A 22,676-nucleotide genomic window follows, 5' to 3' on the forward strand; every position below is an offset into this window, starting at 1 on the left:
CGGCTTGCGACGCTGCGAGCAACCACTGCACAGCGGCGCTCCCTCGTTGGTCCGACCGCGCACGGGGCGGACATCGCCGCACTTCACGCACGGCTCGACCTTCACCCGCCGGCGCCGGACACAGTTGAGACAGCTCGGGTGGCCGGTGGTCGCGTAGTAGCACGGCCGGGTCCGTCCGCAGATCGAGCAGACAGCGGTCGGCATGGTGAAGCACCGTCGGCAGAGCCGTTCCTGCGCGGTACGGCGGACGATCGCCGCCGTGCGTCCACAGCGGGAGCAGGGTTCGTGATTGACCACATCCTCGCGGGTGCACAGCGTGCACAGCGGTTTGCCGTCCGGGGTGCGCGAGGTGGTCGCCGCGCGGCGGTGGCAGCTCGAGCAGTCCTCGGCCCGCAGCGCGTCGTAGCAGCGGCGGCAGCACCGCAGGCCCTCCCGGCTGAACTTCAAGGCAACCATGTGCGCGCAGAACGGGCAGGCAGGGACGATGACCGTGGTCGACCCTTCGGCCCGCAACGCCTGGATCAGGGCGATGGTCTTCGGAGTTCCCTTGGCGCCGTCGCCGATCAGCAGCCCGGGAACGCTCTGAAGGGTTCCAGCGATCCTGCGTTGCTGCCCGGCAGTTGGTGCGAGCCCGAAAACTGCGGCGGTCACCGCCGCTGGTGAAAGGTCCGGGTCGGCCTGTCGGACGTGATCGCGGATGATCTCCATGGCGTTCCGGCCTGCGTGGGGCGTGCAGTTGCGGCACAACGGCCGCCCTTGTAGATCCCGGTGTGCAGCCGGGGCCGCCTTGCCGCAGGTCACGCAAACCTCACAAGTGGTGCGGCGGCGGGCTGCGCAAGTGCTGCAAATCCGCACAGCGCCGTGCACGTGCGGCAGCTTCTTCTGCCTGCCGCAGTGCGCGCATCGCGGTGGCCGAACCTGCTGGGCGCCGCGGCTCACCAGCTCCTCGATGAGCCGCTGAACCGACGGCGGGCCCATCGGACGCATTGAGGTCAGCAGGTCGGGATGGCCCAGCAGAGCCTGGGCCAGCTTGCGTTGAGCGGGCTTTTGCCGCACCACCGCGCTGACGGCCTCGGCGATATCGGCTTCGGCGAGGTGCGACTCGACCGCGCGGACGGTCACGGTGATGACAGCCAGCGGATCCGTCCAGGCTCGCGAGACTTCGGTGTCATCGACCATGACCCTCTACTCCCGGACGATGCGGGCCCGCTTGGGCCTGAAGCCCCCCACGCCCGCCTCGCCCGTACCGGCTTCGCCGACCGCCTTGCGCCGCCGGGAAGGGGCAGTGACCGGCTCGATCAGCTCCTCCATGGAGCACCCGAAGATGTCGAGCAAGGCCATCAGTGTCGTCAGGCTCAACCGCTCCGGCCGCTCCACCACCAGACGGTAGGTCTGCGACGGGGACAGGGCGATGCCTCGCTCGGCCAGCAGCGGCCGCAGGTCGGTGGTGGAGAACATGCCGCGCGTCGCCATGACTTCGCGCAGGTGCCAGCGGTAGTCCAGCTTCGCCTTCACAACCGTCTCGTCAGTGGTCCGCTTCCAGGGCCCGGTCCAGGACCCTGCGCATCATCGTGTTCATGAAGTCGCCGCTGACCCCCGTGTAGATCGCCGTGGTGGAGGCGAAGCGATGACCGACCTGCTGCTGGATGAACTGCGGGTCAGCGCCGTCCTCGATGTTGTGTGTGACGTAGGAGTGGCGCAGGCAGTGCGGCGTCAGATCGTCGTCCATGCCGAGCGCGTCCCGGTAGTCGGCGAACCTGTCCTCGATCTCCCTTGGCTGCAGCCGGCCACCGCGCTCGGTCACCCACAGCGCAGCCTCGCCGCCACGCCGAAACCGCGGGCGGATATTGAGGACGTAGTCGGCGAGCGATTCCACCGCCCACGGCATGATGCTCAGCACCATCCGTCGTCGCGGCGGCGAGCCTCTGCTCCGCTTCCCGTAGCGGACGTGCATCGATCCGAACCGTCCCAGCTCAGGCCTTGGGGTTGCGGTAGAAGTCGGTCACACCCAGGCCCGACGTTTCCTGGCAACGCAGGCCCCAGCCGTAGATCGCCTTGAACACCGTCGCGTCCCGATAAGCCGTCAAGGCGCCCTTGCGGCCCAGGCGTACGGCCCGCTCGACACGCTCGTCCGCGAAGTCGAACAGGGCCTGGCACTCCTCGCGCGTCATCGGCCGCCGCTCGGCCCCGGCCTCATACTCGACCAGGTGCGCCACGGTGTTCCACTCGTGGCAGATCTGCACCGGGTGCGTACCGAACCTCTCCTGACACACCGCCGCCCACTCGTAGTACGGCGAAGTGATGTAGTCGCAGAACTGCCGGATTGACCCCTGGTAGTTGCGGATGGTCGCCTCCGCACGATCCCCCCGGGCGATGAGCGACGTCATCCACTCGTCCAGATGCCCAGCCGACCACGCCCACGGATACTCGTTGGTGTACTCCACCAACCGACGCACGACCGACTGCCGGTCGCGGATGGTCTTCGGCTGAAGGCGCCGGCCACCGCGCTGCTGCCGAGCCCACCCCTCAAGCATCGCCTCAAGGACCGCGTCCTCCGGGTGCAAGAGTGCGATGCCCTCGACCAGAAGGAGCCGGGCCGAACCGTCTCCAGAGTCCGAATCCGCCACGGAGCGCCTCCTTCGGGTGCGCGAATCATGCACCCAATGCACGACGCTCCACAAAGGGCCAGCTCACACCCTCACGAGACGGCAGTGCGGGCGTACCCCATCTCTGCAGGTCCGCAGCTCAGCACCGCACCCTTCGTGCATTACATGCAATTGCCCGGGGTTGGGCGGCGACCTCCCGCTGCAGGCATGCGGCGAGGTATTCCTCGTGTGTCCAGTTCTCCGCGCGGGCTCGTTCGGCCAGCCGGGCGGCGGCGACCCGCAGGGCCGGGGCCTTCAACGAGCGGGTGAGATAGATCAGTTCGGAGGTGACATCGCGGCCGTTCTTGGCGGCCTTGCTGGTGGTCTGGGTCATGATGCGACTCCCTCTCCAGTGGTCAGGCCGCCGTCGATCACGCCGAAGATCCGGTCCTAGGTGTCCAGCGGACGCTGTTCGACCTCGAGCTGGTCGGCCGGGATGGGCCGGCGTCGGGCGAGCTCGCGGCCAGTGGCAGCGGCCGCGGCATGGACGGGGTCGGTCAGGAACTGATGGCGAGCCCAGCAGCGGGCATGCCGGGCGACTTCGGTGCCCTCGCAGAACGCGAGGACCTGGTCCAGATCGGCTTTCACCTCGATGCGGCGGCCGATCGCAAGAGGGTGGATGGAGTAGTCGTTGGTGTCGATGCGGACGTAGTGATCACGCGGCAGTCGCAGGCTGGTTCGCCACCAGCCGGGCGGATCGACCGGCGGAATCGGCAGCATCCGGGCGGTGTCCGCGTCGATGCGGTCGGACGGCCGGGCCTGCAGGGTGCGGTGAATGCGCCGGTTGGCCCTGGCCAGCCAGTCGGCCAGCTGGATGTTGAAGTCGGTCGGTGAAGCGAAGATCCGGCCGGGTAGGAAACTGGTCTCCAGATAGCCGTTCGCCCGCTCGACCAGCCCCTTCGCTACCGGATCGCCGGGTCGGCACTGGATGATCCGGATGCCCAGCAGTCCGGCGAACGCCGCGAAGTCCTCGGTCAGTTGAGGCCGTCCACCCCGCCATGAACCGACGGCGCCCTCGTTATCCCAGACCAAAGCCTTCGGGATGGCGCCGAGACCGGTCAGCAGCCGCCAATGCCCCGCGATCAGGTCGGCCGCGGTCTTCGTCGGCAGCATCCTCGCCATGATCCACCGCGAGTAGCCGGCGACCATCACCAACGCCGGTGGGCTCGCGGTCTGCCCGAACCCGAGCGGAATCTCCGTCGGCGGGAACCACAGGTCGCACTGGGCGAGTTCGCCCGGCTCGTAGCCGGTGCGTGAGACCGGATCCACCGCCCGATAGACCGGCCGCAGTTCACGGATCTGCGGCTCGACCGCGTCCACGATCGAACCCCGAGACTCCCGCTGGTACTTCGGCGGCGCGTTGCCCGCCAGAGCCCGCCGGACCGTATTCCTCAAGATCCCCAGATGCCTCGCGATCGCCCTGATCGGCATCTGCTCGGAGCGGTGCAGCCGACGGATCTCCGCCCAGTCCTCCACATCGATCACCCATCCTCCCGGCCTGACTCAACGAGCCAGACCCTTGGAGGGGGTCAACTTTGCGAGACCGACAGTGGTCCACTTTTCAGAGACCGCCGACAATGCCCTCATCCGAGCGCCCCTCCACACGTGGCTCCTTCTTGGGTACATGCAGGGGCGCTCGATTCATCGCCGCAGCGCCCAGGCGGCAGCCGCGGTCGGGAAGGTGGAGAAGGCCACTAGTTGTGGCCAATTCAGCAGCGCCTGAATCTGGGTGGCGCCCTGGACCGCTTGGAACACCGAAGGCTGTAGTGCATGGGTGATCACTAGTGCGGCCGCCAAGGCTGAACCCAGCATGCCCGTAGCCACCAGCAGTAGTGACTTCAGCGGCGATGAGGACGGTCGACAGGCGAGGGTGGCCGCGCAAGCCGAGACTGCGACGACCGCCGATGCTGCCGCTTGAATGGCGAAGTATTCGAGGATCTCGAGCGCGTACTGGCTGCCGAGTTCACCCACGACGCCGGTTTGCGTGGCACGGCCCAAGGCGGTCACAGCAAGCAGCGTTTGCACGAGGACGGCCGAGACGATCGCGGCGGCCGCTACCCAGAGCCACCGCCGCGCTGGGGGCGCCAGGCGCGGGGTACGGGGAGCACGGTCGTTCTGGTGAACCGTCATGGTTCCCTCACCCGGCTCGATCTCGCCTACAGCGCCCACAACGCAACTCCCCTAACGGACCTTCATGATCACATTACCCGCGGTCTGCCACGCCGGAATTCATCGGTCAGGAGACCGTGCGTCCGGCGGCGGCGGTGCTGTTGGCGCTGTCAGAAGCGACAGCAGCGCCCCCGCCCACGGCTTCGATCAGCCATCGACGGGGGTGTGCTGTATCGCGGCAGAGCCCTGGGGCCTTAGCGGATAGGAGAGGCGTCGTACTGCACCTTGACGCTGCTCGGGGGCGTCACGGAGGGGGTGCAGTAGGCCCACGACCAGCCACCCCACGTGTTCGCGCTGGCGTTTTTCCAAGGTCCGTACTTGGTGATCGTGCCGCACTTGATGACGACGCGGTAAGCATCGAGCCTTGTGTCGACCTTGCACCGAGCGCCGCCGGCGACACCTTCCTTCTTCGTTTCGCAGGTTGCCTTCGTCGAGCCGCCAGAACTGGGCTCAGGTGCAGCTCCGGCGACCCCCATCCCCACTGTGCCGAGTACCGCCGCGGTGGCGCCGGAGACGGCGACAGTACGGGTGAGGGCGCGCGAGCGTATGGCCATGCGGTGCATGAATGAGCCTTCTCTGACGGGTACTTGAGCCGCGGGAAGGGATGTCCCGCTCTCGTTTCCAAGATCATCTTTGTGGGTCTATGCCCGTCAGCGAATTGGCGAAGGTCCCTACATTCAGTGACAAAGGTCCCCTCGTTATTGACAACTTACCTACGCTGGCGCACCAAGCGGCCTGGGGGGAAGTTGCTTTTGTTGGGGTCCGCCTGCCTCGTCGTGGGTACGGAGGGAGAGGCCGTCCGGGCGGTGACAGGTGTTCAGGTCGATGGTGAAGAGGGCTTCAATCAGCGGCTCTGGCGTTCGTCGCAGGTGGCCTGGAGCCGGTAGGACTCGGTGCCGGTCTGGATCAGATTGCAGCGGAACGTGATCCGGTCGGCGATGGCCGCGCAGAGCCGGCGGTCTCCGAAGGTCTTGTCCCACTCGGCGAACGGGGAGTTCGTGGCGACCGCGGTGGCCTTGCGTTCCTCGCGCTCGGTGAAAATCTGGAACAGCAGCTTGGCACCCTTCTTGTCGAGGCTCGCGTAGCCGAAGTCGTCCAGACAAAGAAGATCGACTTTGGTGTAACGGGCCATCAGGGACGACAGCCGCTTGGCCGCTTCGGCCTCGGCGAGCTCGTTCACCAGAGCCTGGGCGGTGATGTAGCGGACGGTCAGTCCGGCCTCGGCGATCGCAGTGCCGATCCCGATCAACAGGTGGGACTTGCCGGTGCCGGAATCACCGACCATCACCAAGGGCCTGCCTTCGCGGACCCAGGACGGCGACTTGAGGTCGGCGACGACCTCGGCCGAGACGTTGGGGTTCTTCTCGAACTCGAAGTCCTCCAGCCGCTTGGGGCGGGGGAACTTCGCCGCGCGGACCAGCCGCTGCTGGCGGCGGACGTCGCGGTCAGCGCGTTCGATCTGCAGCAGGTCCAGGAGGATAGCAGCAGGCGAAGGAAGGACAGCGACAGTGCCGACAGGCGAAAAGGGCACCCCCATGCCGAGCGTCATCTTCAGTACCCCCGCCGAACTCCGAAGCGAGAGACAAGCACTGCTCGGCGAAGTGGGTCGCACCTACGAGGACCTGAGCGAACGCGCCGCCGCCTACCACCTCACACCGGACGAGATGTCCGTATGGGAGACCATCGAAGGCATCGACTTCCTCCTCGACGAGGACGAAGACGAGCAGCCGTGACCGAACCGTGCTGGCAGCCGCCGTCAAGGCCCGGGCCCAGATCATCGTCACCCGCAAGATGAGCTCCCGTCCGGCGCGTCGACACACGGCAACATCACCGTCAGCGGTATGGCCCCAGGCGCGTCACATACTGGAACGCATGGCCGCCATCCTCGTCACCGCCGCCCAAGCCGCCCAGCATTACGGCATCGGCGTCCGCACCATCCGCCGATGGGCCGCCCAAGAACGCCTCATCCGCTACGGCACACCCCGCCGCCTCACCGTCGACCTCCGCGAAGTCGACCAGCTCTACCACACCCACCATCCCCGCCACTTGCACCCCAGCTGACCGTGGCCTGATCTGACGTCATGGTGCTGAACTGCACCCAAAAACACTTCACCGAAGCCCCCGCAGCCCCACGGCGCGGGGGCTTCGTGCTGCCGACACGCACAGCCGAAAGTTGACTCGCAGCCGGGACTCCACAGGTCTAACGGCCCCTTACCGCGCTACGTAGAGCTGCGTACATTCGTCACCAGAGCGGCGGCCTGACAGGGACCCAGAACAGCCTCCGCTCGACCACTCCGAGGTCGCATGTCGTGGTATTCCCCCGACCGTCGGTGGCAGCAACCTCGGAGGCTGACCGTTCGCCCTGGCAGGCATGGGTCAGCCTCGGGCCCGCAGCGCCCCCCCTGCTGCGGGCCCGCAAACCCTCCGCGGGCCCACCTTCCTCAGCCGGGCCCGCGAGGAGCGTCAGCCCATGATCGTGGGGATTCGGCTGACACTGCTGGGCCCGCACCAACCGGCGTCGGTGCGGGCCCTGCGCCGTACCACGCTTTGACTCGCGTGGAAGGGGAGTCTGTCGTGAGCGAACGCCCCCCGAACACCCTCGGGGTGGGCTGACAGGAAAGCCCCACCGCGTGGCGCACAACAACCCCTCGCCCTCAATCGAGCCGGCGCAGACGACGAGGCAACGTAATGGCGCGCATCCAGATCCTCGAACTCCCCGCCGAACACGACGGCGAGGACTTCGCCACCCCGTTCGCTATCGTCATCGACGACTGCGACAACACGCGGACGTTGCGCGTTCCCGCCTGGCCGGCGTGTCTTGCCTCCCTTTGGCCGCACCGCATCAACTAACGGCGAGCCGACGAGGGTAGGCCGGTAGTTACCGTGATCGTCACGTCCAGGCCGTTCTGTCGGCAGGCGGATCTGGGTGTATGCCGCGTCGTGCCCTGGTCGGTACCTCGTGGCGCATGGCGCCCGCGACGCAGCGCAGGTCGTACCCCCCTCTTGAGCTGCGGCGGGCGCCATACGGGCCCCGCACCCGCCCCCCTGGGTGCGGGGCCCGCACACCGTTCCGCGAAGCACGGCAAGGACTACGATGCTTTCCCGCCCGGCAACCCTGCTCACCACAGTTGTCTTCACCGGCCTCCTCGTGCTCAGCTCCTGCGGCGGGAGTGACACAGCCAAGGACGGGCCATCGACATCCCCGACCGCGTCAACTGATTGGGACAAGCTCCGCGAAAAGGCGGGCATCCCCAAGAACCCCGTCGGTGACAAGAGGGCCACCTATCTGGCAGGCCTCAAGGACATCGACCCTTGGCTTGTACGCGATGAAGAGGACGCCGTAGACAACGGCGTCAACCAGTGTTCCAGTCTCGGTGGCGACAAGGCCGTATGGGCCGCTCAGCAGCGCTTTGGTTCCGGCACGCGATCCGTCACCGAGGCCGAAGCCAAGCAGATCATCGGCCTAGTGCGTGAACACATCTGCCCCGATGCCTAGTTGAAGCAGGGGCCGCACGTCCTGGGGGTGCCAGACCTTGAGACTCCGCTCGAATAGCCCCCAGGGGTGGTGTGCGTGACCTGGCAAGAGAGCCCCACCGCATGGCGAACTACCCCCCGCCCTCACGGCTGGAAGGCCCTCAGGGCCCAGGCCCTGGAGCGAGACGGCGGACAGTGCACATGGGACGATGACGGTGTGCGCTACACCGCACAGGGCACGGACTGCGACCACATCGGAAACCCCGAAGACCACAACCTGAACAACCTGCGCATGCTCTGCGGTCCTCACCACCGCAAACGCACCGCACTCCAAGCCCAAGCAGCGCGCGGACCGCAGTCCAGCAAGCGCCGGCCAGTCGAGCAGCATCCAGGACTCATCGACTAGCGACATGATCTTCGGCATCGAAGACGACAGCTGGCGCAGCCAGGGCCGTCATGCAGGGGAGTTGATCAGCGGGGTGGGGGTGTCCCCGGTCCCGCCTGAATCTGGCCCACGGTGCGGCATAGCAAGCCGCAATGTGTACGGGTCTCCCACCTGCAGTGATCTCAGACAGTGAGCGACCTCACCGTGCGTGGATCGGTAAATGTGCAGGTCAGCGGGCTTACTCGCCCCGTGGGTTGATAGCATTGCCCCATGATGCGCACGGTGTGTGAGCAGCCCGAGTGTGGTGAGCGGTTGCCGGTAGCGGGGCGCGGCCCGATGCCCAAGTACTGTTCGATTCGCTGTCGCAAGGCCGCCTACCGGGCGCGCCAGGCCGAGCGGAATGCATCCGCGTTGCCCCAGGAGATGACCGATCGCCGACGTTGGGTGCGGCGCGATGCGGACAAGCGGCCCCGGATGCTCGACGGAGGGCTCGCGTCGGTGGCCGCGCCCGGCACGTGGGCATCCTACGCCGAGGCCTGCAGCGCGACTGTGGGTGCCGGTCTCGGGTTCGTCCTAGCTGACCGGGACGGCCTGCTCTGTGTCGACCTTGACCATTGCATCGACGATGAGGGTCAGGTTGCCGAGTGGGCCCGGGAGATCCTCGACCGATGCCCGCGTACCTTCACCGAGGTATCGGTCTCGGGCCGCGGTCTGCACATCTGGGGTCGCGGGCAGGTCAAGAGCGGCCGGCGGATCCGCCGTGACGGTATGGCGATTGAGGTATACGGCCACGGACGGTACATCGCTGTGACCGGCAACCGGTTCGAAGATGCTCCGCGCTGGCTGGCCGACTTGGGGCCAGTGATCGACGATCTGATCTGACACGACAGGGGGTGAGGTCATGGCCGGGTTCGGCCCCCCGCCTTCGTCGAACAAGCGGCGCCGCAATGCCGACACCTTTGAGGCCGATGCGGTCGCCGTTCCGGCGCGCGCGCAGTCAGATGCGCCCCAGTTGCCGGGCGTGGAGGAGTATTCGTCGCGTACCCGCGTGTGGTATGCGACGTGGCAGCAGGCGCCGCATGCGGCGGTGTTCACGGTGACGGACTGGCAGCGGCTGCACATGCTTGCCCCGCTCATCGAGGCGTATTGGGCGGAGCCGTCCACGAAGCTGCTGTCGGAGATTCGGTTGAACGAGTCGCTGCTGGGGGCCACGCATGTGGACCGGATGCGCGGCCGGATCAAGGTTGAGCAGCCCAGGTCGGCTGCGCCGCCGGCGGGGGTGGCGGACCTGACCGCACGCCGACGCAAGGTGTCCGATGCTTCCCAATGTTGAAGTCAAGCCGCTCTGGTGACAGGTGGTGCGACTTGGTAGCACCGTCGGTCACGAATGAGTGCCCACAGGACGTTGACACGTCGGCGGGCGAGGGCGAGCACGGCTTGGACGTGGCGTTTACCTTCGGCGCGTTTGCGGTCGTAGAACTTCCGCGAGTTCGGATCGCAGCGGATGCTGACGAGCGCGGAGGCGTAGAAGACGCGTTGGAGCCTGCGGTGGTAGGCGTTCGGCCGGTGGAGGTTGCCACTGACCTTGCCGGAGTCGCGCGGTGCGGGGGCGACGCCGGCGAAGGCCGCCAGGGCGTCCGGGGAGTCGAACTCGTCCAGACTGCCCCGACGGCAGCAAGGAACTCGGCGCCGAGCACGGAGCCGATGCCCGGGACGCTCAGGACGATGTCGGCGAGTTCGTGCTCGCGAAACCGGCCCTCAATGAGCTTGTCCATCGCGGAGATCTGCTCGTTGAGTGCCATCACCTCCTCTGCCAGGGTGTGGACCAGTTTGGCGATGGTCTTCTCCCCAGGGATCGCGGTGTGCTGCCGCTCGGCGGCCTTGACCGCGGCCTCGGCCAGGGCCCTTGCGCCTCGGACCGCGCGGTTGGCCAGCCACTTCGTCAGCCGAGCGACGCCGACCCGACGGATTGCGGCTGGCGTCTGGTAGCCGGCAGCAGCCTGAGCGGGCCGATGTTGGTAACGTCCAGAGCCCGTTCCAGGGCCGGGAACATGCTCAGCAGGGTGCCGCGCAGGCGGTTGACAACACGGGTGCGGTCCTCGACCAGGTCGGCCCGGCGGCCGGTCAGTAGTTTGAGGTCGATGGCGGCTTCGTCGCCGGGACGGATAGGCCGCAGATCGCGGCGCATCCTAGCCTGGTCCGCGATGACGTAAGCGTCACGGGCGTCGGTCTTACCCTCTCCGCGATAGCCGTCGGACGCCCGGTTGACCAGGCGGCCGGGGATGTAGAGGACCTCTTGGCCGTGATTGAGCAGCAAGGCCAGCAGCAGCGCAGGTTCCCCACCGGTCATGTCGATGGCCCGGGTAACCGGCCGACCATCGGCCAGACCCAGGACGTCACCGACCAGATCGACCAGCTCGGGCTCATCGTTGGCGACCAGCCGCGACAGCAGGGTCTTGCCTTCGGCGTCCAGCAAGAGGCCATGGTGGTGGCCCTTGCCACTATCGATCCCCGCCCATATCCGGCTCATCGCGCTCCTGACGTTCGTGTTCGGGCAGTACGTACCACGGACGACCTCGCCGGCATTGCACTACACAGCGACCTTCTCGCACTTCCCAATTGGCGGCCGAGTCGTCGTGGAGAGCTGGGCGGCAAAGCATCGCCAGCCACTCGCGGCAGCCTCGTGAAAGCCACACCCAACTCCCCTGGGCTCCACAACCCTACGAATGGCTGCGATGACCCGGGAGGAAGGTAGTGCCTCGTGAACGCGTCCTGCACCCCGACCACACCCGCGACCATTCGTTGCATGTGGCGCTCGCGTGGATCGAGTGGCTTTGCGTGCACGGTCCGGGCGATGTGCAGGGCATCCCGCTCAGCGCCCGCCACGGAGGCGAATGCCTGCCGCTGGACGACGAGTTCGCCGGCCTGATCCTCGACTACTACGCCCATGACAGGTCGGGTCGACGTTTGTATGACACGTCGGTGGTCTCGCGGGCCAAGGGGCGTGCCAAGAGCGAGCTGGCGGGGTTCGTCGGTCTGGCGGAGGCACTGGGCCCGGTCAGGTTCGCGGGCTGGGCCACCGGCGGCGAACGCTACGTGTGGCGGGACTACGTGTACGAGTACGCGCCGGGTGAGGCGATGGGCCGGCCGGTGACGTATCCGTTCATCCGCTGCCTGGCCACCGAGGAGTCCCAGTCCGGGAACACCTACGACAACATCAACTTCAACCTGGAGCACGGCCCCCTCGCCGAGGATCTGCCCTCCGGGACCGCGGGGATCACCCGGATCTTCCTGCCCGGCGGCGTCGCGGGATGGCGGCAAGGAATCGTTCGCGGTCTTTGACGAGCCGCACCTGTACACCCTGCCGGAGCTGCGGCAGATGTACCGGACGGTGGACCGAAATCTACGCAAGCGGAAGGCGGCATCCCCGTGGGCGCTGCTGACGTCGACGATGTCTCAGCCGGGTGAGGATTCCACGCTCGAGAAGCTCCACGAGCGGGCGAAGGCGATCGCTGAGGGCAAGACGCGTGAGCGGCGCTTGATGTGGGACCACCGCGAAGCACCCGCCGACCTCGACCTGACGGACCTGGCGGCGATGCGGGCCGGACTGCGGGAGGTGTATGGGCCGTTCGGCGACGTGCTGGATCTCGACGGGATCATCGAGTCGGAGTTCTGGAACATCGAGAAGGACCCCGGGGAGTCCCGCCGCTATTTTCTTAACCAGCCCACCGCGCATTGCGAGGGCTGGGTGACGCACCCGGCCTGGGCGTCCTGCGCCGATCCGAACCGGCTCGTCGAATCGGGTGAGCCGGTCGTCATGTTCTTTGACGGTTCCAAGTCCGATGACGCGACCGCGTTGGTGGGCTGCCGGGTCAGCGACGGGCACGTGTTCGTCCTCGGCTGCTGGGAGAAACCCCAGGGACCTTCGGGCCAGGGCTGGCAGGTCGACCGCCGCGATGTGGACCGGACCGTGCGGGCGGTGTTCGACCAGTACACGGTGGTGGCGTTCTTCGGGGATGTGAAGGAGTTCGAGAACTACCTCGACACGTGGGCGCAGGAGTTCGGCGACCGGCTGGTCATCGATGCCAGCACGGGCACGGGCCATGGCGCGCACGCGATTGCCTGGGACATGCGCAGCCGGGCACGGGAGTTCACTCCGGCCTGCGAGCGCATGGAAATCGACATCCGGGAGGGGGCGCTCACCCATGACGGTGATCCTCGCTTGACGCGGCATGTCCTCAACGCGCGGCGCCGGCGCCTGTTCGTGGATGGGTCTCGGCCCTCGGGACGGACGGACAACTCGCCGGTGTGGGACACGGTGTGGCAGCCCAACCGGATGGATGCGCGGCAGTCGGGCCTGTACCGGGCGGCGCTGAGCTACGGCGTGTCCTATGCGGTCGTACTGCCCGATCCGGTACGCCCGCAGATCACGCCGTTCTCGCCGCGCCGGCTCACCGCGTTGTACGGCGATCCGGTCAACGACGAATGGCCGCAGTACGCGGTCAGTATCGGCATGCCGCGGCCGCTGATGGGCGCCGGGGCGGTCGGAATGGTGTGTGCGATCACCGTGTACGACGACCAGTTCACGTACACCGTGGATGTGCCGGCGTCGCTGCTGATGCCGGCCATCGGCGAGGCCCGGGCCGATCCGCTGCCGCTGGAGGGGGTCGCGCTGGACTTCCGGCAGGTTGAGGTGCGTGAGCACGGGCTGGGTGTGTGTCCGGTGGTGCGGTTCCTGGAATCGCACGACGACCTCGATGATGTGCCGCAGGGTGTGGTGTATCCGATGCTTCCGGCGCAGCGCCAGCTGAACCAGACGACGTTCGGGCTGCTGATGGCGCAGCAGTATGCGGCGTTCAAGCAGCGCTGGGTGACCGGGATGGCGATCGCCGAGGACGAGGACGGCAACCCGGTCGAGCCGTGGGATGCGGCCGTGGACCGGGTGTGGCAGTCCGACAGCGTCGATACGCACTTCGGGGAGTTCTCCGAGACGAACCTGTCCGGCTATTTGGATTCCCGTGACAAGACGCTGCTGTATGTGGCTTCGGTGCGGCAGATCCCGCCGCACACCCTGGTCGTCGGCAATGCCGTCTCCAACGTCAGTGCGGAGGCGCTGGCCGCGCTGGAGGCCGGGCACCAGCTGGATATCGGCGAGCACAAGACCAGCTTCGGGGAGAGCATCGAGCAGATGCTGCGCCTGTCCGGCAAGGCGTTGGGCGATGAGGACACGTGGCGGGACACCTCGGCGCAGGTGGTGTGGCGCGATACCACGCCGCGCTCGCTGGCACAGGTCGCTGATGCGCTGGGCAAGCTCGCCACCCAGCTGGAGATCCCTCCGCGTGCCTTGTGGGAGCGCATCCCCGGCGTGACCGAGCAGGACTTGCAGCGCTGGGAAGCGCTGGCGGACGAGAGCGACGCCCTGGGCGACGTCCAAACACTTCTGGCCGGTGCGCCGCCGGGGCTGGAGCCGATCACGGAAGCGGGGGTGGAGGATGTCGAGCGCCCGGGCGCAGGCGTTGAGCCGCTACCACCAAAGCCAGGTCCTGAAGGTCGCTGAACTGATCGCGCGCAGGCTGCGCACCACCGCGCTGCGCGCGGACGTGACCGACATCGATGACTGGTGGGACCGGATCGCACCCAAGGTGCAGCAGGAGATCCTCGCGGGCCAGTCCGCGCTGGCGAAGCTGGCGCGCGGCTACCTCACCGAGCACGCGGCATTGAACGGGGTGCGTCTTTCGCCGGTGGTGGTCCAGGCGGATGCGGCGCAGGTTGCGCAGGCGCTGCGCGTGACGGGGCCGGTGGCGTTCAAGACCCAGATGGCCAGCTCCGGTTCCGAGGCCGCCGCCCAGCGGGTGATGGCCTCTCAGCTGCAGGGCGCGGCCAGCCGCCTGGTGCTGGCTGGGGACCGCGAGACCGTGATGGCAACCTTCCGTGCGCGCGGTGAAATGGCGGGCTGGCGGCGGGTGTCGGGTGGCGGGCGCACCTGCGCGTTCTGCTCGATGCTGATCGGCCGCGGCGCCGTCTACAGCAAGACCACATCGACCTTCCGCAGCCATGACCGGTGTTCGTGCAGCGCCGAGCCGCTGTACCGGCGCGAGCCGGAACCACCCGAGGTACTGGGCCGCTTCGCTGTCCGGACCGTGGCAGCAGTTCGCTTCGCAGAACCTGCCCGTCACCGCAGTGGGCATTGCCGCCTCCACCGCACCACTTGCCTTGCCCGGTGCGACGGACGGAGTCGAGCCTGCGGCGGGCAGGATCTACCGGGCCGAGGTCCGCGACGGCGTTGACGGCCCGGTGGTCGCCGGCCCCGACTTCACCCTCCAGGCCGACGGCGACACACAGTTCACCGACGCGGCCGGGCGCATGTGGCACATCAACACGCCGGCGCAGGTCACCAACTGGCATCCCCGGATCGTCGGCGCGGTCGACGAGTGGGCACCGACCTGGCCCTACGGCGACCTGTCCCACGGGCCCTACCAAGGAGAGTCGCGGTGCAGCCTCACGGTCTCCGGTGTGCTGCGGCGCCTGGGGCAGGGAGCCAAGGAACTGCAGTCCACGCTGCGCCGCCATATCCCGACCGGGAACCCGATCGCCTACTGGCCGCTCGAGGAGGGCCAGGACGCCACCAGCGCCGCCAGCCCCATCCCCGGGGTGGGCGATATGACGCTGGGCGGGGTGCGGTTCGCTGCCGTCGACGACCTGCCCGGCAGCAGCGCCCTGCCCACCATTGGCGAGGCCACCATCATGGCCGCCGGCATCGGGGCGATGACCGCGGGCGAGTGGTACCTCGAAATGATCTACAAGCTCACCCAGCTGCCCACCGCGGAGAACAGCCTCCTCGAGGTCGTCTCCAACGGCCGCCCCTACAAACGCTTCCGCATCACGTTGCACAACTTCATCCCGCGCGGCACGGCCGACGGCTGGACCCGCCTGCGGCTCACCGCGACCACCGACGGCGTGCACGCGAAACTGGCCGTGGGCTGGTACCCGATCGGCAACCCGACCGCGTACGGCACCACCCACACCTACACCGGGGCGCCGGGCGCCCTGACCGCGATCGATACCCGCTTCGGCAATGACCTGTCCGGCATGCCGATCGGACACATTGGTGTGTTCGACACGGTGTCGTACTACGTATACAACGACGCCGACACCGGCTTCGCCGGCGAAAGCGCCGGCGCGCGCGTCAGGCGACTGTGTCAGGAAGAGGGCGTTGCGGTCCGGGTCACCGGCGCATGCAGCGCCACCGCGGCGATGGGCCCGCAACGCCCAGCCACTCTGCTCGACTTGCTCAGTGAATGCGCCGCCGTCGACGGCGGCTACCTCGGCGAACAGCCCGACCAGGTAGGGCTCGAATACCGGCCCCGCGCCACCCTGTACAACCAGAGCCCGGCACTCGACCTGGATGCGGGCAAGAGTGAGATCGCCGACCCCTTCGCGCCCGTGCTGGACGATCAACGGCTGCGTAACGACGTCACCATGACCCGCGCCGGAGGTTCCTTCGCCCGCGCCACCGACGCTGCGTCGATCGAGCAGTGCGGAACTTACGACGAGCAGACCACGATCAACACCGCCACCGATGCACAGCTTCCGCAGCTGGCGGCATGGCGCGTGCACTTGGGCACCTGGCCCGGCATGCGCTACGCAACCCTGGCCAGCGACTTCGCGGTGGCCCCGCACGTCATCGGCGCATGGCTCACGGTGAAGCCCGGGGACGTGGCGCGGGTGGTCAACCTGCCGCACCAGCATCCCGCCGGGGCAGTGCAGGTCCTGATCGATGGCTGGAGCGAAACCCTGTCACCCACGCGCTGGAGCATGAGCGCCAACTGCCGCCCCGCAGACCCCTGGACCGTCGCCACCGTGGCGTCAAGCAGCCCGGAAGGCACCGACGCCCCTGACGCACCGGTGCGCGCCGACACCAGCGGCTCCCGCCTCGCCCACGCCGTCACCGCACACGCGACCAGCCTGCAGGTCGAAACCACCCACGGCCCGGCCTGGACCACCGCCAGTTCGGAGATGCCGTTCGACATCACCGTGGGCGGCGAGATCGTGCGGGTCACCGCCATCGACGGCGACATTTCCCCGCAGACCTTCACCGTGACCCGCGCCGTCAACCAGGTCATCAAACCCCACCAGGCCGGCGTACCGGTGGCGCTCGCCCAGCCGGCCATCGTCGCCCTCTAACAAAGGACTCCGCCCCATGACGCAGTGGCAGCCGGGCATGCGCATCACCGCCGAGCGGCTCCAGGACACCGGCATCCAGTCCGCCACCCTGGCCGTCACCTTCCCCAAGCCCTACCCGACAGCCCCGATCGTCCAGACAGAGATCGTCTCCGGCGCCGGGGCCACCGCCCGGTGGGGATCCCGTGCCATCAACATCAACTCCACCGGATTCACCCTGTTCCTGTTCATCACGGACGCCGCCAACACGCCCGCCACCTGGACCAACATCCCCGTCCAGTGGATCGCCACCGCCACCTAACACCCCACGCGACAAAAGCCCGCCCGGGAAGCCGACGTGACACCGGGCGGGCCTGACAACCACCGCATGTGGATTAGCGGGGCGCGGCAGTCATCAGGAGAACGATCCTCTGCCGCTGCCGGTTACGCACACCGTGCCAGCATCCCGCGGGTCCGTGTGCGGCATGGGCCGACGCACTTGCCTGGGTTGCTGTGCACCGGCCCGGGTGCGACAGACCGCGGCCCGACAAGAGTCTGCGCACCGTCCCCACGCCCCGATGACACCGCAGCCTCCGGTATGGATGCGCACCATCTCGCCATCGGGTGAACCGACCGACAGATCAGCCTGCTGAGGGCTGGGCTGCCCGGCCGCCGACTGTCGGGAGCCCAGCCCCCCGGCTTCTCCTCCAGGGCGGCGGCAGTTCACGCACCCGCCGAAAAGCCGGCGGGTGGGCCGGCGCCCGTCCTGGGAGAGAGGCACCGGCCCCGGCGCGGCGGCCTGAGCCGATCGATGAGCGCGCCACACCCTGCACAGATTTCAACGTGACCGGGAAGTGCCAGCAACTGCTCGCCACTCGATCGAGTGGCGAGCAGCCGTTCCTGGCAGCAACAGGCGATCCGTCGTGCTGGGGCGCCCCGGAGCGCCGACCCAAGACAACACCCCGGGGCGCGGCGGCATGAACGTGATGCCCCACCGTCGGGGCACCATCCACACCAAGATCATCATCCAGCAAGAGGAACAGAGACGTCCATATGCAACTGATCACCCGCACCGCCTGGGGCGCCCGCCCGCCCCGCAACGGCCACGCTCCTGTCGCCTCCACGCAGGGGACAAAGATCCACTACCTCGGTACGGAGTACACCGCCGCCGGTCACTCCACCTGTGCCGGCTACATGCGCAAGCTGCAGAACACCCAAATGGACACCGGGGAGCGTTGGGCGGATTTCGCGTACAACTATGCGGTCTGCGAGCACGGTTACGTCTTTGAGGGGCGTGGGGTGCATGCGCAGAACGCCGCCAACGGCAACACCACCCTGAACCGCTCGCACTACGCCGTCCTCGCCTTCGTCGGCAGCAAGGGACACACCAAGCCCACCACAGCCCAGGTCCAGGGAATCAAGGACGCCATCGCGCACCTGCGCTCCACGGGCGGTGCAGGCAGACAGATACGCGGGCACCGCGACGGCTACAACACCGCATGCCCCGGCAGCGTGCTGTACAAGCTGGTCACGACCGGCGCCCTGGAGCCCGGCACCGCCGCTCCCGATCCGGGTACGCCGCAGCCGTTCCCCGGCGCCGACTGGTTCACCAAGCAGCCCCGTTCACCGATCATCACGGCGATGGGCGAGCGGCTGGTCGCCGAGGACTGCTCCGCCTACCGGACGGGCCCGGGCCCGCAGTGGACCGGCGCCGACCGCGCCTCCTACGCCAAATGGCAGCGCAAGCTCGGCTACCGCGGAATGGACGCGGACGGCTGGCCCGGCAAGACCAGTTGGGAGCGGCTGCGGGTGCCACGGGGGTAGCGATATCGCTCATTGCAGTTACCTTGTCCTGGTGAATGGTCATATATCTCCCGGATCGGGGCCTCGTGCGATCCCTGTGCTGGTGCGCGTCGCACCGTTTGTGCTGGCGGCCCTGTGTTTCGGCGGCTACTTGGTGATCGCGGCGTTTCGTGAGCTCACCACCTTGGAGACGGTGCTGCTGCAGGTCCTGGGCCTGTTTCTCAGCCTGTTCTGGTCCTGGCGCGAGGCTCGGCGGGTTGGATTTCGGCTGGGGCAGGCGCAACTACAGGCGACGGTACGGCCTGCTTTCAGGCGCGCTGTCTCCCTCTACCGCGCAATGCAGCGGGCCGCGAGCAATGTCGTCACGTACCGCCAGGAGTTGCAGCGCCTCGGGCGCCTCGACGGTCGCGTACCGCTCGCCGAGGCGGACAGCAGGCTGGGGATCCTCGAGGCTCAACTGCGCATGCAGATCGATACGGTCGATGATGCGCTGGAGGACTGGAACGACCTCGCGCCAGCGGAGGTTGCGGCGATGCGCGAGAAGCTCAGAAACGAATATGAGGCCGAGCCGGCGACGACCGTGAACGGGACCAGATGACGGACAACGGACGCATCATCAAGATAGTCAACGAGCGCGAGGTGCTCATCAACCTCGGCGCTGCTGACGGTGTGAGGAAGGGAATGGTCTTCTCCGTGCGCAGCCCTGAACCCGACGACGTACATGATCCGGAAACCGGCGAACTGCTCGGCACGTTTAGCCCGCCGAAGACGTACGTCAAGGTGACCGAAGTGCATGATCGGTTCTGTGTCGCGGCGACCTACCGGGACCAACACAGCGCGGCGGGCCCGCTGTACGGCTTCGCCTCCGGGCCAATCGCCCGCCTCATGCAGCCGCCCACCGTACGCCGTGACGTCGTGGCGCAACCCGAGAACCTGCCCCCGGACTCATTGCGGGAGGTAGAGGTGGGCGACCGAGTCCACATCGAACCCGACCCTCCCCCCGCCGGCTACTGACCCACACGACGAACGCCCCGACGGCCATGCCGCGGGGCGTTCGCCTTGACGCGAGGAAGTTCCTCCATGCATACACCCGCCTTCTGGACCGCTGCCCTTGAGCGTGCCCGCTGAACGCGGTGGCAGGGTGCCTTCAAGTGAACAGCGGTTCGCCGCCGTTGAAGTAGGGTTCGTCGACCCATGTGCTTTCCAGCGGCTTCCGACGGGGAAGTCCCGCTTGTTGTGCGTGAAGAAGACGCCGGCACCGGCGAGTTCGGCCGAGGCCAGATGGATGGCGTCCAGGCCGCTGGTCCTGTGTTTCAGGGCGATGTCGCGTGCTTTGAGCGCGACACGCCGGTCGACTTCGACGAGCCGTACCATCGGGTCGGTGAGCAGCGTTCGCAGGCGCGCTTCGGCCTCTGGGTTGGGCTGTGCGTGGCTGCTGCCCCGTGCCTCGACCAGCATGCTCGCCGATGCGTAGAGGGTGAGCTTTTGGCGCCGGGCGGCGTCCAGCCACCCCTCGATGCACTTTTGGTCGTCCATTCCGGTCGCCCAGTGGATGTAGCACGTGGCGTCAAGATACGCGCTGGCGGGAGCCTCAGGCCTCACCGCGGATCACCGCCAGGTGTTCCGCGGCCGTCAGCCCACCGGTCATCTCCGGGTAGAAGCCGCCGGCCAGGTCGGCTCGGGGCAGCCGGGTCGTTGACGGGAGGATCTCGATGTCGGTGACGTGTATGGCGAGCACCTGGCCTTTGGCGTTTTGAGTGAGGGTGCCGAACACTTCCACCCGGTCCTGGCGTCAGGCCTTGCCGAATGCGTCCGCCAGTTGGGGCGGGTAGGTCAGCGCAATCCGTTCATTGGCGACCTCGGTCCACAGGCCGGCGGTCAGGTTGAGCCGGTCGGCGATCCAGCCCAGATGCCCGCGCCGTGAGCCCAGGGACGTGAAGGAGTGCTCGAGCGCGATCAGTAGGTGCTTGCGCGCGCGGGGGGTTACCTCCACCGAGGCCACCTCGTGTGGCCCGTCGCGCTGGATGAGCCGCAGGCCGCCCTCGATACGTGCGGCGTCCGCCGCGTGTTTGGCCGCGCGCGTGCTCCAGCCACGTGGCAGCACCGCTTCGCTCTCCGCCTCTTCAAACCCTCGCACGATCTGCTGGAAAGCCTCGTTGACCGTACCGATGCTCGAACCAGCGCCATGTTCAAGGGATTCGATGGCCGCCTGGACACTGCCAAGGCCCAGTTGGGAAAAGGCCCACCGCGTGCCCTTCTTGCTGTCCGGGCTGCGCCCGGCCTCTTCATGATCGAGGAGGGTCAGCAGCTGCAGCACATGCTGCAGGGACTTGGTCACCGCCCGCGCGTCCATCGCTGCGTGCGGGCCGTGCAGCTCAACGCCCAGCTCCACACTGCTCACCTCCCGCCGATCCGAGTACTGACATGTCTACCACGCACCCCCGAAGGGATACCCGTGAACGATCCCGCATACCGGACCGCCACCATCGAACGAGCGGCGCGAACCTTCTGCCAGTCCCTGCTGGCCGTGCTCGGTGCCGGCAGCTTCGGCCTGCTCGATGCCCCCTGGCTGGCCGCGCTGTCGACCGCGGGGATGGCGGCGGTGCTGTCGCTGCTGACCTCGATCGCGACCCCGGGTGGGCCGGGGCTGAGTGAGCAGCCGGCCGGGCGACACCGCAGGGGGGCGGCCGGCGCGTGACCCGTATCGAGATCCTGACCCTCACGGTGGGTCTGGTGGTGGCGTCGGCGACCGCGCTGCCGTTTCTGTGGCGGGTGGTGCGCAGATCCGCCCGGGTCGTGGTCGGCGGCGAACAGTTCCTCACCGAGTGGAACGGCACCCCCACCCAACCCGGCATCCCCCGCAGGCTCGCGGCGGTCGAGGAACAGCTCGACCGGATGGGGCACGAACTGTTCCCCAACTCCGGTACCAGCCTGCGTGATGCGGTCGACCGGCTCGAAGCCCGCCTGGACCACCTCACCCCCACCACCCCTACTGCTCGTACTGCCCCGATTCCGCTGCCGCGCGCGGGTGATGTGTCCGCGCGCGGTGAACCTGCTCTTGGAGAGGACGATGCCCGATGCCGGTAAGAGACGGCCTGCAGCTGGTCGCCGTGACCGGCCGCTATCTGCACCCCGACACCGCCCAGCCCATGCAAGGGCGCATCAGCTTCCAGCCCCAGCCCGCCACCGTCGTGCACCGCGATCGAGCGGAGGTGTACCTGTCCCGTGTCGAGGCCGAACTGAACGCCGCGGGCGAGTTCCGCGTGAGCCTGCTCGCCACTGATGCGGACGGCATCAACCCGCTCGACTGGACCTATCAGGTGACCGAGCAGTGGTACGACACCGCCGGGCGTACGTATCCGATCCTGCTGCCCGCCGACCCCGACGAGGTGTCCCTGCCCGCGATCGCCCCCGCCTCCGACGCTGAAGCCGGGGACTATCTGATCGTCACCGGCCCCGAGGGACCCGCCGGACCCAAAGGCGAGCAAGGGCAACAGGGCTCCCAGGGCGAGCAAGGCATCCAAGGGGAGCAGGGCCCGCCCGGCATTCAAGGCGAGCAAGGCCCGCCCGGGCAGGACGGCGCACCCGGCACGCCCGGTACGCCCGGCGACAAGGGCGACCAAGGCGAACCCGGCATCGTCCAGTCCGTCAACGGCCACACCACCCCCGACGTCATCCTGACCGCCGACGATGTACAGGCCCTGCCCGCCACCGGCGGTACCGTGAGCGGGAAGGTGAGCGTCGAGGCCGGAGGCCTGGTGGTCAAGGGTGCCGGTTCCAGCACCCTGCAGGTGCGCAGCACGTCGGGGAACTCTGACGTCTTCAGGGTCAACAGCTCCGGCTACACGATCGCCAACCCCTACCTGTTCGCCCAGACGAATCTGGTGGTCGGCTCCGCCGCCACCACCGACGCCGGCGGCGGCCAAGGCGTCATCGGTTTGAAGAACGCCACCACCGAACCCACCCCCCCATTACCTTTTTCGTAGCCCCGCAACGGGGTTACCGGCCTTCGGAGTTGGCATGACTACCTCCCCTTGTCG

General features: G+C 67.8%; 28 protein-coding genes and 2 pseudogenes. 18 read left to right on the forward strand and 12 right to left on the reverse strand.

Going from position 1 to position 22,676, the window contains the following annotated elements; genetic code table 11:
• From H9Y04_RS44045 to istB, 8 genes and pseudogenes are all read right to left on the reverse strand, one after another.
• A pseudogene (locus tag H9Y04_RS44045) lies at positions 1–1,179 on the reverse strand (hypothetical protein); the annotation flags it as partial.
• A gap of 6 nt (positions 1,180–1,185) precedes the next feature.
• Entirely contained in the window at positions 1,186–1,515 is a 330-nt protein-coding gene (locus H9Y04_RS44050) for a helix-turn-helix domain-containing protein (protein ID WP_187819903.1), read from the reverse strand.
• A 10-nt stretch (positions 1,516–1,525) separates the two neighbouring features.
• The gene (locus H9Y04_RS47890; protein WP_306660240.1) at positions 1,526–1,888 is read right to left on the reverse strand and encodes a tyrosine-type recombinase/integrase; all 363 of its coding nucleotides are present in this window, start codon (positions 1,886–1,888) and stop codon (positions 1,526–1,528) included.
• 85 nt (positions 1,889–1,973) lie between these two features.
• Positions 1,974–2,627, reverse strand: coding sequence for a site-specific integrase (locus H9Y04_RS47895; RefSeq protein WP_306660241.1), 654 nt, complete (start codon positions 2,625–2,627; stop codon positions 1,974–1,976).
• A gap of 118 nt (positions 2,628–2,745) precedes the next feature.
• On the reverse strand, positions 2,746–2,979 hold the full coding sequence (locus H9Y04_RS44060; RefSeq protein WP_306660242.1) for a hypothetical protein: 234 nt from the start codon (positions 2,977–2,979) through the stop codon (positions 2,746–2,748).
• A 56-nt stretch (positions 2,980–3,035) separates the two neighbouring features.
• On the reverse strand, positions 3,036–4,130 hold the full coding sequence (locus H9Y04_RS44065; protein WP_187819904.1) for a Mu transposase domain-containing protein: 1,095 nt from the start codon (positions 4,128–4,130) through the stop codon (positions 3,036–3,038).
• A 156-nt stretch (positions 4,131–4,286) separates the two neighbouring features.
• A complete protein-coding gene (locus H9Y04_RS44070; RefSeq protein ID WP_187819905.1) occupies positions 4,287–4,775 on the reverse strand; it encodes a hypothetical protein in 489 nt (162 codons plus the stop codon).
• A gap of 883 nt (positions 4,776–5,658) precedes the next feature.
• On the reverse strand, positions 5,659–6,351 hold the full coding sequence (istB, locus tag H9Y04_RS44075; protein WP_187819906.1) for an IS21-like element helper ATPase IstB: 693 nt from the start codon (positions 6,349–6,351) through the stop codon (positions 5,659–5,661).
• Between istB and H9Y04_RS44080 the strand changes: the two genes are divergently transcribed.
• The 7 genes from H9Y04_RS44080 to H9Y04_RS44110 all read left to right on the forward strand — a co-directional run bounded on the left by H9Y04_RS44080 (position 6,350) and on the right by H9Y04_RS44110 (position 10,006).
• Positions 6,350–6,547 carry a hypothetical protein gene (locus H9Y04_RS44080; RefSeq protein WP_187819907.1) on the forward strand — a complete coding sequence of 66 codons (198 nt, stop codon included), beginning with the start codon at positions 6,350–6,352 and terminating at the stop codon, positions 6,545–6,547. The two genes, istB and H9Y04_RS44080, sit on opposite strands and share 2 nt — an antisense overlap.
• A gap of 139 nt (positions 6,548–6,686) precedes the next feature.
• Positions 6,687–6,875 carry a helix-turn-helix domain-containing protein gene (locus H9Y04_RS44085; RefSeq protein WP_187819908.1) on the forward strand — a complete coding sequence of 63 codons (189 nt, stop codon included), beginning with the start codon at positions 6,687–6,689 and terminating at the stop codon, positions 6,873–6,875.
• 627 nt (positions 6,876–7,502) lie between these two features.
• A complete protein-coding gene (locus tag H9Y04_RS44090) occupies positions 7,503–7,664 on the forward strand; it encodes a hypothetical protein (protein WP_187819909.1) in 162 nt (53 codons plus the stop codon).
• 244 nt (positions 7,665–7,908) lie between these two features.
• Positions 7,909–8,310: a hypothetical protein gene (locus H9Y04_RS44095; protein ID WP_187819910.1), complete on the forward strand. Its 402-nt coding sequence runs from the start codon at positions 7,909–7,911 to the stop codon at positions 8,308–8,310.
• A gap of 195 nt (positions 8,311–8,505) precedes the next feature.
• Positions 8,506–8,694, forward strand: a complete 189-nt coding sequence (locus H9Y04_RS44100) for a hypothetical protein (RefSeq protein ID WP_187819911.1) — start codon at positions 8,506–8,508, stop codon at positions 8,692–8,694.
• A 249-nt stretch (positions 8,695–8,943) separates the two neighbouring features.
• On the forward strand, positions 8,944–9,555 hold the full coding sequence (locus H9Y04_RS44105) for a bifunctional DNA primase/polymerase (protein WP_187819912.1): 612 nt from the start codon (positions 8,944–8,946) through the stop codon (positions 9,553–9,555).
• Positions 9,556–9,574: 19 nt separating this feature from the next.
• A complete protein-coding gene (locus tag H9Y04_RS44110; protein ID WP_187819913.1) occupies positions 9,575–10,006 on the forward strand; it encodes a phage terminase small subunit in 432 nt (143 codons plus the stop codon).
• A gap of 2 nt (positions 10,007–10,008) precedes the next feature.
• Here the strand turns inward: H9Y04_RS44110 and H9Y04_RS44115 are convergent.
• Positions 10,009–11,203: pseudogene (locus H9Y04_RS44115) on the reverse strand (IS110 family RNA-guided transposase).
• A 224-nt stretch (positions 11,204–11,427) separates the two neighbouring features.
• On the opposite strand from H9Y04_RS44115, the gene H9Y04_RS44120 reads away from it, so the two are divergent.
• The 8 genes from H9Y04_RS44120 to H9Y04_RS44155 all read left to right on the forward strand — a co-directional run bounded on the left by H9Y04_RS44120 (position 11,428) and on the right by H9Y04_RS44155 (position 19,650).
• The gene (locus H9Y04_RS44120) at positions 11,428–12,015 is read left to right on the forward strand and encodes a hypothetical protein (RefSeq protein WP_187819914.1); all 588 of its coding nucleotides are present in this window, start codon (positions 11,428–11,430) and stop codon (positions 12,013–12,015) included.
• A gap of 37 nt (positions 12,016–12,052) precedes the next feature.
• Complete coding sequence (locus H9Y04_RS44125) at positions 12,053–14,230, forward strand: phage portal protein (protein ID WP_187819915.1); 2,178 nt, start codon at positions 12,053–12,055, stop codon at positions 14,228–14,230.
• Entirely contained in the window at positions 14,190–14,960 is a 771-nt protein-coding gene (locus H9Y04_RS44130; protein ID WP_187819916.1) for a VG15 protein, read from the forward strand. The genes H9Y04_RS44125 and H9Y04_RS44130 overlap by 41 nt, the downstream gene beginning before the upstream one ends.
• A 7-nt stretch (positions 14,961–14,967) precedes the next feature.
• Positions 14,968–16,857: a hypothetical protein gene (locus tag H9Y04_RS44135; protein ID WP_187819917.1), complete on the forward strand. Its 1,890-nt coding sequence runs from the start codon at positions 14,968–14,970 to the stop codon at positions 16,855–16,857.
• 16 nt (positions 16,858–16,873) lie between these two features.
• Positions 16,874–17,155 (forward strand): H-type lectin domain-containing protein, encoded by a 282-nt coding sequence (locus tag H9Y04_RS44140; protein WP_187819918.1) that lies wholly within the window; start codon positions 16,874–16,876, stop codon positions 17,153–17,155.
• Between the two features lie 731 nt (positions 17,156–17,886).
• Complete coding sequence (locus H9Y04_RS44145) at positions 17,887–18,657, forward strand: peptidoglycan-binding protein (RefSeq protein WP_187819919.1); 771 nt, start codon at positions 17,887–17,889, stop codon at positions 18,655–18,657.
• 82 nt (positions 18,658–18,739) lie between these two features.
• Positions 18,740–19,234, forward strand: coding sequence for a hypothetical protein (locus H9Y04_RS44150; RefSeq protein WP_187819920.1), 495 nt, complete (start codon positions 18,740–18,742; stop codon positions 19,232–19,234).
• A complete protein-coding gene (locus tag H9Y04_RS44155; RefSeq protein ID WP_187819921.1) occupies positions 19,231–19,650 on the forward strand; it encodes a hypothetical protein in 420 nt (139 codons plus the stop codon). Before H9Y04_RS44150 ends, H9Y04_RS44155 begins: the two co-directional genes overlap by 4 nt.
• Here H9Y04_RS44155 and H9Y04_RS48515 read toward each other — a convergent pair.
• Genes H9Y04_RS48515 through H9Y04_RS44170 form a run of 3 tightly spaced genes read right to left on the reverse strand, consistent with a single transcriptional unit; the run spans position 19,582 to position 21,037 of the window.
• On the reverse strand, positions 19,582–20,238 hold the full coding sequence (locus H9Y04_RS48515) for a type II toxin-antitoxin system VapC family toxin (RefSeq protein ID WP_368858449.1): 657 nt from the start codon (positions 20,236–20,238) through the stop codon (positions 19,582–19,584). The genes H9Y04_RS44155 and H9Y04_RS48515 overlap by 69 nt on opposite strands.
• Entirely contained in the window at positions 20,228–20,410 is a 183-nt protein-coding gene (locus tag H9Y04_RS44165) for a hypothetical protein (protein WP_187819923.1), read from the reverse strand. The genes H9Y04_RS48515 and H9Y04_RS44165 overlap by 11 nt, the downstream gene beginning before the upstream one ends.
• Positions 20,411–20,428: 18 nt before the next feature.
• Positions 20,429–21,037 (reverse strand): hypothetical protein, encoded by a 609-nt coding sequence (locus H9Y04_RS44170; protein ID WP_187819927.1) that lies wholly within the window; start codon positions 21,035–21,037, stop codon positions 20,429–20,431.
• Positions 21,038–21,091: 54 nt separating this feature from the next.
• Here H9Y04_RS44170 and H9Y04_RS48045 point away from each other — a divergent pair, with 54 nt between their 5' ends.
• From H9Y04_RS48045 to H9Y04_RS44185, 3 genes are read left to right on the forward strand one after another with little or no spacing between them, the layout of a single operon-like run.
• A complete protein-coding gene (locus H9Y04_RS48045; RefSeq protein ID WP_308802046.1) occupies positions 21,092–21,334 on the forward strand; it encodes a holin in 243 nt (80 codons plus the stop codon).
• The gene (locus H9Y04_RS44180) at positions 21,331–21,723 is read left to right on the forward strand and encodes a hypothetical protein (RefSeq protein ID WP_187819925.1); all 393 of its coding nucleotides are present in this window, start codon (positions 21,331–21,333) and stop codon (positions 21,721–21,723) included. The genes H9Y04_RS48045 and H9Y04_RS44180 overlap by 4 nt, the downstream gene beginning before the upstream one ends.
• The gene (locus H9Y04_RS44185) at positions 21,714–22,622 is read left to right on the forward strand and encodes a collagen-like protein (protein ID WP_187819926.1); all 909 of its coding nucleotides are present in this window, start codon (positions 21,714–21,716) and stop codon (positions 22,620–22,622) included. The genes H9Y04_RS44180 and H9Y04_RS44185 overlap by 10 nt, the downstream gene beginning before the upstream one ends.
• The last annotated feature ends 54 nt before the right edge of the window (positions 22,623–22,676 follow it).

Origin of the sequence: Streptomyces polyasparticus (assembly GCF_014493765.1) — a bacterium.
GTDB lineage: Bacteria > Actinomycetota > Actinomycetes > Streptomycetales > Streptomycetaceae > Streptomyces > Streptomyces polyasparticus.

What these genes read in the sequence shown, in the direction of transcription:
- istB (WP_187819906.1), bottom strand. Translation starts at nt 6,351, where the DNA reads ATGGGGGTGCCCTTTTCGCCTGTCGGCACTGTCGCTGTCCTTCCTTCG.
- H9Y04_RS44070 (WP_187819905.1), bottom strand. Translation starts at nt 4,775, where the DNA reads ATGACGGTTCACCAGAACGACCGTGCTCCCCGTACCCCGCGCCTGGCG.
- H9Y04_RS44140 (WP_187819918.1), top strand. Translation starts at nt 16,874, where the DNA reads ATGACGCAGTGGCAGCCGGGCATGCGCATCACCGCCGAGCGGCTCCAG.
- H9Y04_RS44090 (WP_187819909.1), top strand. Translation starts at nt 7,503, where the DNA reads ATGGCGCGCATCCAGATCCTCGAACTCCCCGCCGAACACGACGGCGAG.
- H9Y04_RS44105 (WP_187819912.1), top strand. Translation starts at nt 8,944, where the DNA reads ATGATGCGCACGGTGTGTGAGCAGCCCGAGTGTGGTGAGCGGTTGCCG.
- H9Y04_RS44095 (WP_187819910.1), top strand. Translation starts at nt 7,909, where the DNA reads ATGCTTTCCCGCCCGGCAACCCTGCTCACCACAGTTGTCTTCACCGGC.
- H9Y04_RS44085 (WP_187819908.1), top strand. Translation starts at nt 6,687, where the DNA reads ATGGCCGCCATCCTCGTCACCGCCGCCCAAGCCGCCCAGCATTACGGC.
- H9Y04_RS44125 (WP_187819915.1), top strand. Translation starts at nt 12,053, where the DNA reads ATGTACCGGACGGTGGACCGAAATCTACGCAAGCGGAAGGCGGCATCC.
- H9Y04_RS44145 (WP_187819919.1), top strand. Translation starts at nt 17,887, where the DNA reads ATGCAACTGATCACCCGCACCGCCTGGGGCGCCCGCCCGCCCCGCAAC.
- H9Y04_RS44185 (WP_187819926.1), top strand. Translation starts at nt 21,714, where the DNA reads ATGCCGGTAAGAGACGGCCTGCAGCTGGTCGCCGTGACCGGCCGCTAT.
- H9Y04_RS44080 (WP_187819907.1), top strand. Translation starts at nt 6,350, where the DNA reads ATGCCGAGCGTCATCTTCAGTACCCCCGCCGAACTCCGAAGCGAGAGA.
- H9Y04_RS44155 (WP_187819921.1), top strand. Translation starts at nt 19,231, where the DNA reads ATGACGGACAACGGACGCATCATCAAGATAGTCAACGAGCGCGAGGTG.
- H9Y04_RS44060 (WP_306660242.1), bottom strand. Translation starts at nt 2,979, where the DNA reads ATGACCCAGACCACCAGCAAGGCCGCCAAGAACGGCCGCGATGTCACC.
- H9Y04_RS47890 (WP_306660240.1), bottom strand. Translation starts at nt 1,888, where the DNA reads ATGCCGTGGGCGGTGGAATCGCTCGCCGACTACGTCCTCAATATCCGC.
- H9Y04_RS44110 (WP_187819913.1), top strand. Translation starts at nt 9,575, where the DNA reads ATGGCCGGGTTCGGCCCCCCGCCTTCGTCGAACAAGCGGCGCCGCAAT.